The organism is Pseudomonas sp. MUP55, from assembly GCF_034043515.1.
In the GTDB taxonomy this organism is placed as follows: domain Bacteria; phylum Pseudomonadota; class Gammaproteobacteria; order Pseudomonadales; family Pseudomonadaceae; genus Aquipseudomonas.
The window spans coordinates 4,653,861-4,665,944 of record NZ_CP138214.1; the positions used below are offsets into that span (position 1 = coordinate 4,653,861).

Consider the following 12,084-nt stretch of genomic DNA (forward strand, 5'->3'; position numbering starts at 1 on the left):
TTCTCCCATTGGACGATCAGCCTATAAAACAGCAGGAAGCGAGAAGCAGCCAGAAGACGCGGGAACCGGTTGTCGTAGGACAACGCCAGCAAGTAAGGGGAAATCCGTGAGCGGCGCCAGGGAGGCGCCGCCAGGGGTTGGACCGTTACTGGTTCTCGAGCAGCGAGCGCAGCATCCACGCGGTTTTCTCGTGCACCTGCATGCGCTGGGTCAGCAGGTCGGCCGTTGGCTCATCGCTGACCTTGTCGAGCAAGGGGAAAATGCCGCGCGCCGTGCGAGTGACAGCCTCCTGGCCAGCCACCAATTGCTTGATCATCTCTTCGGCGCTCGGCACACCCTCTTCTTCCTTGATCGAAGACAGACGGGCGTAGATCGAGTAGGCACCCGGCGCCGGGAAGCCCAGGGCACGGATACGCTCGGCAATGGAGTCCACGGCCAGCGCCAGTTCGTTGTACTGCTCTTCGAACATCAAGTGCAGCGTGCGGAACATGGGGCCCGTGACGTTCCAATGGAAATTGTGGGTCTTGAGGTACAGCACGTAGGTATCGGACAGCAGCCGTGAAAGTCCGTCGACGATGGATTTACGATCTTCTTCACTGATACCAATATCGATTGCCATGTTTTTCCCCTTCAATTGATGAGCATTCATTGATCAGGTGCAGGGTCACTCTAGCAAGAGTGGTGGCCGCGTGCAGCCCGGCACACCCAGGCGATGTGCGACAAATCGCCCCGCACCGCTGGCGAGGCCGCGACCGGAGAGTCTTTTGCCTTGTAGGAAAAACCTTCAAAAGACCGCTCAAGTTACCTGCACCTGTCTAGGACAAGCCTTCGACGCAAAAATGCCACCGCGATTGCAACACCCCGAAATGCTTGATTTGAGTAGGCACAGCCTTTGCTGTTAAATAGGCGGCGTGTGGCTGCCGTTCATCTCTGCGGCACGCCACATAGGCTGATATCCGCGCACGTGCTCAACGCCTCCCATTGTTCAGAAGCGAACCGTGCCAGTCAGCTCTTCCTTGTGATCCGTCTTAACGTGAGTTAATCAAAATGTTGAAAATCGTCCACCTGCTAACGGGCGTTGCAGCTTTGCTGCTGTCCTTTATCCCGAGCCTGCAGCCTGAAAGCCTGCCCTACCTGCAACAACACGACGCTCTATACCTGGCCTTGTTCGGCCTTCTCAACCTGACACTGGCACCGGTAATTCCTTACTGGAACAAAGGCACGCGTCATCAACTGCAAAACCTGGTCAGCGCGCTGCTGGTACTGACCGTTGTCGTTCAAACCCTTACCCTGCTGGCACCCATGCCTGAAGTGGGCGGCCACCCGGCCATCCTGCTCAGCCTGGTGATTGCTGTGGTCGCCATCGTTCTTCACCTGGCCATCAGCTTCTACCGTTCGTCCCCAGCGGCCGCGTCGCAAAACTACGACATGACCAACCGGGATACCGGGACCGTCAAGTGGTTCAACACGTCCAAGGGCTTCGGCTTTATTTCCCGCGACTCGGGCGACGATATTTTCGTCCACTTCCGAGCCATTCGTGGTGAAGGCCACCGCGTGCTGGTCGAAGGCCAGCGTGTGGAGTTCTCGGTGATGAACCGCGACAAAGGTCTGCAAGCTGAAGATGTGATCGCAGCCCTGCCGCGTCGCTGATTGCACCTGCTGTAAAAAAAACCGCGATCCGGCGTTGGCCGGATCGCGGTTTTTTATTGCGCGCTCAATCAATAGTGAGGCGGCGGCGCTTCTTCTTCCGAAGTTTCGAACTGGCCGCCCATCTCTTCCTGGCGCTTGAGCAAGGCGATCATCTGCAATTGCAGACGCTCCACCGCTTGCTGCTGGGCGATCAGAATGTCATTGAGGGTTTCGATGGTGTCGTCCTGGAAGGCCAGGCGGCTTTCCAGATCGGTGACGCGATCTTGCAGGTCCATGATTCAGTCCTGGGTAAAAATGAAGTCGGCAGGCAGTAACTCACGCAAGCGGCTGCGGATCGCCGCCACCTGCTCCGTGCTGTAAGGACGCGCCGGATGCTTGCCCCATACCGGCGCCGGCCAGGCGGCGTCATCACGCTTGCGCACGATGACATGCACATGCAACTGACTGACGACATTGCCCAGCGCGCCGATGTTCATCTTGTCGGCCGCCAGCCCTTCGTTCAGCAACTGGGCGAGGGAGGTGGTTTCCTGCCACAACGTATGTTGCGCAGCGACATCGAGTTGAAATACTTCGCTGATACCGTTGATACGCGGTACCAGGATGAACCACGGGTAATTCGAGTCGTTGGACAGCAGCAGGCGACAGAGCGGGAAGTCCCCAATGGCCAATGTGTCTTGTTGCAGGCGTTGATCTAAAGCGAACACGTGGGCACTCCGTTGGGTGGGTCGATTTCAGGTGCCCAGCATAACGCCGAATCCCCAAGGCTTCACGGTGAATGCGGGGTTGGCTTGAGACGAACGTGTTGCACAGACGCACCCTTTCGAGGCAGCTGCACGGTTGAACCACGCTAACTCGGGGGTCTGAGGAATGCACCAAAATGACCCACCCGTGCTTCAAAGGAAGCCGCCGACTACTCACCGGGAGGGTCAATCGGTAACGTTTTGCTCAGGCGCTGGTTTTACAGGCCACCGAACAGAGGTAACACCCGCGCGTCACGCCGTAACCAAACGGCCTGATAAGCCCGTGCTTATGCGGTTTTTACACTGCCGTAACGTTTTTCACGAAAAAATGACATTCGGTTGGCCCTTTGTGCACGCTTGTTGCATTCACCTCGCTATCGTCGGCAACAGCACCTGGTGGACGCAGGGGTTTTGCGATAAGAAACAGTAGCGTTTCAATGTGTACCAGGGATGACTTCAAACTTTAGAGCAAGTCTGAAAAGAACATTGAAGTTGTCAGCCCGGTTACCGTCGGGCTGTGATTTGCGACACGGAGCTCGCAATTTACGACAGCCTCGTAAAGAAGCTGAAAGGATAGTTGGGTAAGTATCGTCAACAGCGCCGGTGTGAGATAACTTTGCGCCGACACAATAAAGAAAGAGCCGCCCAGATAAAAATACAGGTGGGACGGCAGTACTCTTCCTAAAACCAAAGGAGCAAATCACGATGCGCGTGATGAAGTGGAGCATGATCGCCCTGGCTGTTTCAGCAGGCACCTCGCAGTTCGCAATGGCGTCCGCCCAGGACGATTCCAAGGGTTTTGTCGAAGACAGCACGTTCAGCATCAATACTCGCGCTTTGTACTTCAGCCGCGATTTCCGTAACAACCCGTCGGGCCCGGGCACCAAGAGCCGTGCGGAAGAAACCGGCCTGGGCTTCAACGCCTTGTACGAATCGGGCTTCACCCAAGGCACCATTGGTGTCGGTGTTGACGTGATCGGCCTGATGGGCCTCAAGCTCGACAGCGGCAAGGGCCGTGCCGGCACCGGTCTGTTCCCTACCGGTTCCGACGGTCGCTCGCAAGACGACTACTCCAAAGGCGGCGGCGCGGTTAAGTTCCGCATCTCCAACACCGTGCTGAAAATCGGTGACCAGTACACCACAGCGCCTGTGTTCGCCTCTGATGACAGCCGTCTGCTACCGGAGCTGCCACAAGGTATCTCGATCACCAGCAACGAGATCAAGGGCCTGAAGCTCGAAGGCGGTCACTTCACTTCCAGCGTCGCGCAGAACCAGACCTACCACGACAGCCTGGGCCTGACGAAGACTGACTTTGTCGGTGGCGTCTATGCCTTCACCCCTGAGTTCACCGGTAGCCTGTACTACGCGAAGACCGAAGATTACTTCCGCAAGTACTACAGCAACCTGAACTGGACCCACGCCCTGAGCGATGACCAGTCGTTCGCGCTGGACTTCAACATCTATGACACCAAGAGCGACGGTGCCGGCCTGCAGCGCGCAGAGAAAGATGGCGTGACCAAGCTCGACAACCGCGCATTCAGCTTGCAGGGCGCGTACACCATCGGTGCTCACACCTTCACCCTGGCCGCACAGAAGGTCACCGGTGACGGCGACTACGGCTACGGCGTAGACGGCGGCGGCACAGTATTCCTGGCCAACTCCATCGCCCGTTCCGACTTCAACGCCGAAGGCGAGAAGTCCTACCAGGCGCGTTACGACATCAACATGGCGACCTTCGGCATTCCTGGCCTGAGCTTCATGACTCGTTACGTAACCGGTAGCGGCGCCAACACGGCCACCACCAGCAACGGCAAAGAGTGGGAACGCGACATCGAAGCCAAGTACGTCGTACAGAGCGGCCCGGCTAAAAACCTCAGCCTGCGTCTGCGTCAAGCGACCTATCGTTCCGGCGATGGCGTTTACTACGGTTCGCCTTCGATCGACGAATTGCGTCTGATCGCGAACTACCCGCTGAACATCCTGTAACGACGCAAGTCATTACAACGATGACCTAAGGTTTCGACCTTAAATAAAAAGCCGCTCCCCTGTTTACAAGGGAGCGGCTTTTTTATTGCAGTTATATTTCAAACAGCGAAATAACTAGCAAGCTAAGTAACTATATCCAACTCTTGCATTTAACCTGACCTTTCGGCCAACTTAAACGCAACACTGTTTCATGATTTGGCCGGGGCTTCCTGCATCACGCGAATAACGCGCTGCGGGAACGGAATATCAATTCCTGCCGCTTTCAAACGGTCGCGCGCCAGTTCATTGAGCATAAACACAACATCCCAGTAATCCGGGGTATTGGTCCAGCAGCGCAGGGAAACGGTGATGGAGCTATCGCCCAGGGTCGATACGACGGCAGCAGGCGCCGGGTCGGCCAGCACGCGTGGGTCTTTGGCCAGCTCCAGCAACACTTCGCGGGCTTTCTGCAGGTCAGCCTCGTAGTCCACGCCCACGTCAAACACGACCTTGCGGGTCGGCTGGCGGTTGGTGTTGGTGATGATGCCGTTGGACAGGATGCCGTTCGGCACGATCACGGTCTTGTTGTCGCCAGTACGCAGCACCGTGTGGAAGATCTGAATGCTGTCGACGGTACCCGAGGTGCCCTGGGCTTCGATCCAGTCACCGATACGGAACGGACGGAACAACAGAATCAGCACGCCGCCGGCGAAGTTGGCCAGGCTGCCTTGCAAGGCCAGGCCGATCGCCAGGGTCGCAGCACCGATGGCGGCGACGAACGAGGTGGTGGCCACGCCGATCATCGAGGCCACGCTGACGATCAGCATGACTTTCAGCGCAATGTTCGCAAGGCTGGTGATGAAGTGCTGCAGCGCCAGGTCGGCATTACGCACGGCCAGCAAGCGCCCCACCCGGTGAGTAAAGACGTTGATCAGCCACCAACCGATGGCCAGGGTGATAACGGCCAGCAGTACCCGGCTGCCGTATTCCATGATCATCGGGATCCAGGACTGCGAGGTCTTGATCAAGTGATCCACTTCAGCGTTCAAATCCATCTATCTTCTCCTGTTTGCGGATATGCGGCTTCATTGACTGCCTGAAAACGCAAATGAGCCCCGTAGGGCTCAATTGTAGGCATTGTTGCTGCGGCGTGGGACGGCAAAAACCGCCACAGGTTCCGCAAGGTGCCATCAGTCGCGGAAGTTATTGAACTGCAGCGGCATGTCGAACGTCTTGGCGCGCAGGGCCGCGATGGCCTCTTGCAGGTCATCACGCTTTTTGCCGGTGACACGCACCTGTTCACCCTGGATGGCCGCCTGGACTTTCAGCTTGGCATCCTTGATGTGCGCGACGATCTTCTTCGCCAGTTCCTTGTCGATGCCTTCCTTGAGCACGGCTTCCTGCTTCATCAGCTTGCCGGAAGCGTAGGCGTCCTTGACTTCAAGGCACTGCACGTCGATCTTGCGCTTGACCAGAGCCAGCTTGAGGATTTCGATCATCGCTTCCAGCTGGAAATCGGCTTCAGCGGTCAGGTTGACGGTCAGTTCCTTTTCCTTGAATTCGAAGCTGCCCTTGCCTTTCAAGTCATAGCGACGGTCCAGTTCCTTGACGGCGTTCTCGACGGCGTTAGTGACTTCGTGTTTGTCCAGTTCGGATACCACGTCGAACGAAGGCATGTCATTTCTCCAATATAAGGGGCGGGCTCAGTAGAGATGGAGCGCGCCCGAGCTAAAATGCCGGGGCATTATAGCGGTTCTTTCGCCGCGTTCACCGCTGGCAACCCCAAGGAGCACACACTGATGTCGACCACCTGGCATATTCTCGGCGCCGGAAGCCTGGGCACCCTCTGGGCCACGCGACTGGCGCGCGCGGGCGTGCCGGTGCGGCTGATCCTGCGCGATCAGGCGCGGCTGGCCAGTTATGCGGCGGGCCAGGGCCTGACCCTGGTTGAACACGGCATTGCCCGCACCTACCCCGTCGCGGGCGAAACACCCGACAGCCCGGAGCCGATCCATCGCCTGCTGGTCGCGTGCAAGGCCTACGATGCCCAGAACGCTGTGGCACAGGTGCAACACCGCCTGGCGCCGGATGCGGACGTGATCCTGCTGCAAAACGGCCTCGGCAGCCAGGATGCGGTGGCCGCCCAGTTGCCGCACGCGCGTTGCATTTTCGCGTCCAGCACCGAAGGCGCGTTTCGCGATGGCGAATGGCGCGTGGTATTTGCCGGCCATGGCTACACCTGGCTCGGCGATGCGTCTCGGCCGACTGCGCCGCTGTGGCTGGACGACCTGCAGGCCGCCGCCATTGCCCATGAATGGAGCACCGACATCCTCACCCGCCTGTGGCGCAAGCTGGCGCTCAATTGTGCAATCAACCCCCTGACCGTGCTCTACCAGTGCCGCAACGGAGGGCTGCTGGCCCATCAATGTGAAGTCGCAACCCTGTGCGCCGAGTTGACCGAACTGCTGGAATATTGCGGCCAGCCCGCGGCTGCGCAAGATTTGCACAGCGAGGTGCAACGGGTGATCCAGGCCACCGCGGCGAACTATTCCTCCATGTACCAGGACGTCGCCAACGCGCGGCGTACCGAAATCAGCTACCTGCTGGGCTACGCCTGCCAGGCGGCCGCCCGCCATCAACGGGTGCTGCCGCATCTGCAGCAGGTGCAGGCGCGGCTGGTCGAGCAGTTGGTAGCACGCGGATTGCCCAGCGACTGAGGCACGCGCTACCCTGCCGTATGTCTATTGCCTGCGAAAAACCTGATGCCACTGCGCCAGCGTCTTGAAAACCTACCGGTGGGGCAGAAATTGCTGGCCGCCCTGCTGGTACTGCTGACCACCGTGTTGCTGGTGGCCAACCTGACCTTTATCAGCGCCGCCTACTGGATCTCCCAGGAAAGCATGGCGCCCCAGGCCTTGCAGGCCATCGGTCGACTGGTGTCCAACCCTGCGCTGGCAGCCGACGCCCTTCAATCCCCGGCCAAGGCCAACGCGCTGCTCAATGAACTGACCAGCTACGCCCCCTTGCGCGCCGCCGCCCTGTACGACGGCGAAGGCAATCGCCTGGCGCAGATGCAACACGGCGACCGCCTGCACCTGCCCGACAACTACCGGCATATCGAGGCCTGGCGCCTCACCGAGTTTCGCAGTAATCAGGTCATCACCCTGCCCCGCGCCGGTCAACCTTCAGGGCATTTGCTGCTGGTGGCCAGCAGCGAGCTACCGGTGGCGTTCTACACCGGCACCCTGACCGCAAGCCTGGGCATCCTGATTTTCAGCGTGTTGCTGTGGCTGGTGATTGCCCGGCAGATCAAACGCCTGATCACGCGACCCATCCATGAACTCGAAGAACTGTCCCGCCAGGTCACCCGCGAAGAGAACTACGCCCTGCGCGCAGGCCCCGGGAACCACGATGAAATCGGCAGCCTGGCGGAAGCCTTCAACACCATGTTGTCGCGCATTGAAGCCCGCGAGCAGCAGCTCAAACGCGCGCGGGACGATTCCCAGGCCGCCTACGACCAGGCCCAGGGCCTGGCCGAAGAAACCCGCCACACCAACCGCAAGCTGGAACTGGAAGTCCAGGTGCGCAGCAAGATCGAGAAAAAGCTCACGGGTTTCCAGAACTACCTGAACAGCATTATCGACTCGATGCCTTCAGCGCTGATCGCCCTGGATGAACAGCTCTACGTCACCCAGTGGAATCAGGAAGCCACCGCGCTTTCCGGTACGCGCCTGGACGAAGCCCTCAACCAACCGATCTTCCTCGCGTTTCAACCGCTCAAACCGTACCTGCCGCAGATCAAGGCCACGGTGGAACAGCACACCGTGGAGCGCATCGAGCGCGTCACCTGGGTCAAGGACGACGAGCCAAAGCATTACGCCCTGACGTTCTACCCCTTGATGGGCGGTGCCGGGCGCGGCGTGGTGATCCGCATCGACGACATCACCCAGCGCCTGTCCCTGGAAGAAATGATGGTGCAATCGGAAAAGATGCTGTCGGTCGGCGGCCTGGCTGCCGGCATGGCCCACGAGATCAACAACCCGCTGGGTGCGATCCTGCACAACGTGCAGAACATCCGACGCCGCCTGTCACCCGACCTGCCCAAAAACTTGGAGCACGCCGAACAGGCCGGCATCGAGCTGGACCTGGTCAATCGTTACCTGCAAAGCCGCGAAGTTCCGCAGTTGCTGGACGGAATTCAACAGGCCGGTGCGCGCGCAGCGAAGATCGTCACGCACATGCTCAGCTTCAGCCGGCGCAGCAACCGGCAAATGGCGCCGTGCGACTTGCCGGCCCTGATCGACCAGGCCGTGGAGATCGCCGGCAACGATTTCGACCTGGCCATCGGTTTTGACTTCAAGGGCCAGGCGATCATCCGTCAGTTCGATCCGCAACTGGGGCCAGTCCCCGGCACAGCCAACGAACTGGAGCAGGTGCTCCTCAACCTGCTGAAAAATGCCGCCCAAGCGATTCACCTGCGCGAAGGCGACAGCGAACCTGGGCGCATTATCCTGCGCACCCGCCTCAACCCGCCGTGGGCCGAAATCCAGGTGGAAGACAACGGCATCGGCATGAGCGAAAACGTGCGTAAACGCACCTTCGAGCCGTTCTTCACCACCAAGGAAATAGGCCAGGGCACTGGGCTTGGGCTGTCGGTGTCGTATTTCATCATTACCAATAACCACAAGGGCCAGATGGAAGTGCATTCCACCCTGGGCCAAGGCACGTGTTTCACCTTGCGCCTGCCGCTGGCCGGCAGCCAACTGTCCCCCGCAGAACTCACCCAACTGGAGCAATGACCATGGGCTTTCGCCTGTCGAAGATCTACACCCGCACCGGTGACCAGGGCGAAACCGGCCTCGGCGACGGTCGCCGCGTGCCCAAGGATCACCCACGGGTGGAGGCCATTGGCGAAGTGGACACGCTGAACAGTCAGCTTGGATTGCTGCTGGCAAACCTTGAAGAACAAAGCGGCAAACATCCTGAATTGAACGATGTCATCGAGGTGCTCACGCCCTGCCAGCATCGGTTATTCGATCTGGGCGGCGAGCTGGCCATGCCGGTGTATAAGGCGCTGAATGCAGCCGAAGTGGATCGGCTGGAAGCGGCGATTGATCGCTGGAATGAAGAGGTGGGGCCACTGGAGAATTTCATCCTGCCCGGCGGCTCGGCATTGATCGCCCAGGCGCATGTGTGCCGCAGCCTGGCGCGCAGCGCCGAACGCCGTTGTCAGCACTTGAATGCAGTGGAGCCTTTGGAAGGGGTGGGGTTGGCGTATATCAATCGGTTGTCGGATTTGCTGTTTGTCGCGGCCAGGGTGATTGCCCGGCGCCAGGGCGTTGCCGAGGTTTTGTGGCAGGCGGCGGCGAAGCCTCACTGAAAATAATGGGTGGCTGGCAGGGCACCATCGGGGGCAAGCCCCCTCCCACATTTTGATTTGTGAATACAGTCTAGTGTGGGAGGGGGCTTGCCCCCGATGAGGCCCGCCAGAGCAACCTCAAACCTGCGGCCAGAACGCCCTGATCCCTGCAACACCCTGAGCACCCACCGCCCAAGCCTGCTCCCGCTGCGCAGGCCCAACCCCGCCCAACAGAAACACCGGCTTGCTGAACCCACGGATCAGCTCGGCCGCCTGTTCCCAACCCAAGGGCTGAGCATCGGGGTGGGTCTGAGTCGGCTCAACCGGCGACAGCGTGACAAAGTCCACATCCATCAACTCTGCCAGCGCCAGCTCTTCAGCGTTGTGGCACGAGGCCGCCAACCAACGGTCCTTCGGCAAGGGTCGCCCCTTGCTCGCGTATTTGCGCAATTGGGCCGAGGTCATGTGCCAGCCGGCCGAGGGAAAATCCCCCAGCCATTCGAACGGCCCCTTGAGCATCAACTGCGCCTTGCCGGCACACAACCCCACCGCGTCCACGGCGAGGTCGCGGTATTTGGGGTCGTAACCGTTGGGCGCGCGCAGTTGAACCAGCTTGATGCCGCCGGCAATGGCTGCCTGAAGGCCACGCAACAAGGGTGCGGTTTCCAGTTCACCGGGGGTGATCAGGTACTCGGCAGGCAGGCGCGCTGCCGCAACAATGGGCGCGTTAGCCGCCGGAAACTCATAGTTGATCAAGTCTCGCGGAGCCACCCATTCCAGGGGCTGCCCTTCAACCCCATGGGGCTCGCCGGTAAACGCCGAGACTTCCCAGACGTCCAGCAACACCTGCTTGTCCGGGTAGTCATGCTGCACCTGGATCAGCGGCCGCGCCGTGGTGACCTGGATGCCCAGCTCTTCCTGCAATTCGCGGGACAAGGCCGTGGCGACCGATTCGCCCGCCTCCACCTTGCCACCGGGAAATTCCCAAAGGCCACCTTGATGCTGAGTATCGGCGCGGCGTGCCAGCAGGATCCTGCCATCGACACCGCGGATCACCGCTGCTGCTACATGCACTCGTTTCACCGCCGATTTCCTCCGGGTTTCAGGTGCGATATTCCGCGTTGATCTTCACGTATTCGTGGGACAGGTCCGTGGTCCAGATGGTTTCGCTGCATTCGCCGCGGCCCAGCTCGATACGGATGGTGATTTCTTCCTGCTGCATCACCGCCGAGCCCTGGGCTTCGGTGTAGGTTTCGGCACGGGCGCCACGGCTGGCAATGCACACGTCACCGAGGAACACGTCGATCTTGCTTACGTCCAGGTCAGGCACGCCGGCACGACCAACGGCTGCGAGGATACGGCCCCAGTTCGGGTCGGAAGCAAACAGGGCGGTCTTGATCAGCGGCGAGTGCGCCACGGTGTAACCCACGTCCAGGCACTCCTGGTGGTTGCCGCCGCCGTTGACTTCAACGGTGACGAACTTGGTAGCGCCCTCGCCGTCCCGCACGATGGCCTGGGCCACGTCCATGCACACTTCGAATACCGCCTGCTTCAACGCCGCGAACAGCGGGCCTTCGGTGGAGGTGATTTCCGGCAGGTTGGCCTGGCCGGTAGCAATCAGCATGCAGCAGTCGTTGGTAGAAGTGTCACCGTCGATGGTGATGCGGTTGAACGACTTGTTGGCGCCATCCAGCATCAGGCGTTGCAGCACATCCCGGGAGACTTTGGCGTCGGTGGCGATATAGCCGAGCATGGTGGCCATGTTCGGACGGATCATGCCCGCGCCCTTGCTGATGCCGGTTACGGTGACGGTCACGCCCTCGTGCACGAACTGACGGCTCGCGCCCTTGGGCAAGGTGTCGGTGGTCATGATGCCGGTGGCCGCAGCCGCCCAGTTATCCACAGACAGGTCATCCAGTGCGGCTTGCAGGGCGCCTTCGATTTTTTCCACCGGCAGCGGCTCACCGATCACACCGGTGGAGTACGGCAGCACCTGGCTGGCGTCTACGCCGGTCAGCTGCGCCAGCTTGGCGCAGGTGCGCGCCGCTGCGACAAGGCCGGGCTCGCCGGTACCGGCGTTGGCATTGCCGGTGTTGGTCAGCAGGTAACGAATCGAACCGGCCACGCGTTGCTTGGCCAGGATCACCGGCGCAGCGCAAAAGGCGTTGAGGGTGAACACACCGGCAACGGTCGAACCTTCGGCACAGCGCATCACCACCACATCCTTGCGGCCCGCACGCTTGATACCGGCCGAAGCGATACCGAGTTCAAAACCGGCGACCGGGTGCAATGTGGGCAAAGGACCAAGACCAACAGCCATGTATGCGCTCCTTGAAATAGATGATGTTTGTGCCGCCGCTACCGACGGGA

General features: G+C 60.1%; 12 protein-coding genes. 5 read left to right on the forward strand and 7 right to left on the reverse strand.

Annotated elements, in window-relative coordinates; all coding sequences use genetic code 11:
• Positions 1–145 precede the first annotated feature (145 nt).
• On the reverse strand, positions 146–619 hold the full coding sequence (locus SC318_RS20975; protein ID WP_003193874.1) for a Dps family protein: 474 nt from the start codon (positions 617–619) through the stop codon (positions 146–148).
• Between the two features lie 428 nt (positions 620–1,047).
• Between SC318_RS20975 and SC318_RS20980 the strand changes: the two genes are divergently transcribed.
• Positions 1,048–1,650, forward strand: a complete 603-nt coding sequence (locus SC318_RS20980) for a cold-shock protein (protein WP_005790922.1) — start codon at positions 1,048–1,050, stop codon at positions 1,648–1,650.
• A gap of 68 nt (positions 1,651–1,718) precedes the next feature.
• On the opposite strand, the gene SC318_RS20985 is transcribed toward SC318_RS20980, so the two are convergent.
• Both SC318_RS20985 and SC318_RS20990 read right to left on the reverse strand, forming a co-directional pair.
• Positions 1,719–1,925: a SlyX family protein gene (locus tag SC318_RS20985; RefSeq protein ID WP_300633199.1), complete on the reverse strand. Its 207-nt coding sequence runs from the start codon at positions 1,923–1,925 to the stop codon at positions 1,719–1,721.
• Between the two features lie 3 nt (positions 1,926–1,928).
• Entirely contained in the window at positions 1,929–2,354 is a 426-nt protein-coding gene (locus SC318_RS20990) for an HIT domain-containing protein (RefSeq protein ID WP_320428303.1), read from the reverse strand.
• Between the two features lie 741 nt (positions 2,355–3,095).
• Here SC318_RS20990 and SC318_RS20995 point away from each other — a divergent pair.
• Positions 3,096–4,376: an OprD family porin gene (locus tag SC318_RS20995; protein ID WP_320428304.1), complete on the forward strand. Its 1,281-nt coding sequence runs from the start codon at positions 3,096–3,098 to the stop codon at positions 4,374–4,376.
• A 188-nt stretch (positions 4,377–4,564) separates the two neighbouring features.
• Here the strand turns inward: SC318_RS20995 and SC318_RS21000 are convergent, their stop codons facing one another.
• Both SC318_RS21000 and SC318_RS21005 read right to left on the reverse strand, forming a co-directional pair.
• Positions 4,565–5,410, reverse strand: coding sequence for a mechanosensitive ion channel family protein (locus SC318_RS21000; protein WP_320428305.1), 846 nt, complete (start codon positions 5,408–5,410; stop codon positions 4,565–4,567).
• A gap of 135 nt (positions 5,411–5,545) precedes the next feature.
• A complete protein-coding gene (locus SC318_RS21005) occupies positions 5,546–6,031 on the reverse strand; it encodes a YajQ family cyclic di-GMP-binding protein (RefSeq protein ID WP_003193880.1) in 486 nt (161 codons plus the stop codon).
• Positions 6,032–6,154: 123 nt separating this feature from the next.
• On the opposite strand from SC318_RS21005, the gene SC318_RS21010 reads away from it, so the two are divergent.
• Genes SC318_RS21010 through SC318_RS21020 form a run of 3 tightly spaced genes read left to right on the forward strand, consistent with a single transcriptional unit; the run spans position 6,155 to position 9,735 of the window.
• The gene (locus tag SC318_RS21010) at positions 6,155–7,072 is read left to right on the forward strand and encodes a putative 2-dehydropantoate 2-reductase (protein WP_320428306.1); all 918 of its coding nucleotides are present in this window, start codon (positions 6,155–6,157) and stop codon (positions 7,070–7,072) included.
• A gap of 45 nt (positions 7,073–7,117) precedes the next feature.
• A complete protein-coding gene (locus tag SC318_RS21015; RefSeq protein WP_320428307.1) occupies positions 7,118–9,154 on the forward strand; it encodes a sensor histidine kinase in 2,037 nt (678 codons plus the stop codon).
• Positions 9,155–9,156: 2 nt separating this feature from the next.
• Positions 9,157–9,735: a cob(I)yrinic acid a,c-diamide adenosyltransferase gene (locus SC318_RS21020; protein ID WP_306494421.1), complete on the forward strand. Its 579-nt coding sequence runs from the start codon at positions 9,157–9,159 to the stop codon at positions 9,733–9,735.
• Positions 9,736–9,852: 117 nt separating this feature from the next.
• On the opposite strand, the gene SC318_RS21025 is transcribed toward SC318_RS21020, so the two are convergent.
• Together SC318_RS21025 and argJ are read right to left on the reverse strand one after the other, a co-directional pair.
• Positions 9,853–10,797 carry a Nudix family hydrolase gene (locus SC318_RS21025; RefSeq protein ID WP_320428308.1) on the reverse strand — a complete coding sequence of 315 codons (945 nt, stop codon included), beginning with the start codon at positions 10,795–10,797 and terminating at the stop codon, positions 9,853–9,855.
• A gap of 19 nt (positions 10,798–10,816) precedes the next feature.
• Positions 10,817–12,034, reverse strand: a complete 1,218-nt coding sequence (argJ, locus tag SC318_RS21030; RefSeq protein WP_320428309.1) for a bifunctional glutamate N-acetyltransferase/amino-acid acetyltransferase ArgJ — start codon at positions 12,032–12,034, stop codon at positions 10,817–10,819.
• Positions 12,035–12,084 lie beyond the last annotated feature (50 nt).

What these genes read in the sequence shown, in the direction of transcription:
- SC318_RS20975 (WP_003193874.1), bottom strand. Translation starts at nt 619, where the DNA reads ATGGCAATCGATATTGGTATCAGTGAAGAAGATCGTAAATCCATCGTC.
- SC318_RS20980 (WP_005790922.1), top strand. Translation starts at nt 1,048, where the DNA reads ATGTTGAAAATCGTCCACCTGCTAACGGGCGTTGCAGCTTTGCTGCTG.
- SC318_RS20985 (WP_300633199.1), bottom strand. Translation starts at nt 1,925, where the DNA reads ATGGACCTGCAAGATCGCGTCACCGATCTGGAAAGCCGCCTGGCCTTC.
- SC318_RS20995 (WP_320428304.1), top strand. Translation starts at nt 3,096, where the DNA reads ATGCGCGTGATGAAGTGGAGCATGATCGCCCTGGCTGTTTCAGCAGGC.
- SC318_RS21000 (WP_320428305.1), bottom strand. Translation starts at nt 5,410, where the DNA reads ATGGATTTGAACGCTGAAGTGGATCACTTGATCAAGACCTCGCAGTCC.
- SC318_RS21005 (WP_003193880.1), bottom strand. Translation starts at nt 6,031, where the DNA reads ATGCCTTCGTTCGACGTGGTATCCGAACTGGACAAACACGAAGTCACT.
- SC318_RS21010 (WP_320428306.1), top strand. Translation starts at nt 6,155, where the DNA reads ATGTCGACCACCTGGCATATTCTCGGCGCCGGAAGCCTGGGCACCCTC.
- SC318_RS21015 (WP_320428307.1), top strand. Translation starts at nt 7,118, where the DNA reads ATGCCACTGCGCCAGCGTCTTGAAAACCTACCGGTGGGGCAGAAATTG.
- SC318_RS21020 (WP_306494421.1), top strand. Translation starts at nt 9,157, where the DNA reads ATGGGCTTTCGCCTGTCGAAGATCTACACCCGCACCGGTGACCAGGGC.
- argJ (WP_320428309.1), bottom strand. Translation starts at nt 12,034, where the DNA reads ATGGCTGTTGGTCTTGGTCCTTTGCCCACATTGCACCCGGTCGCCGGT.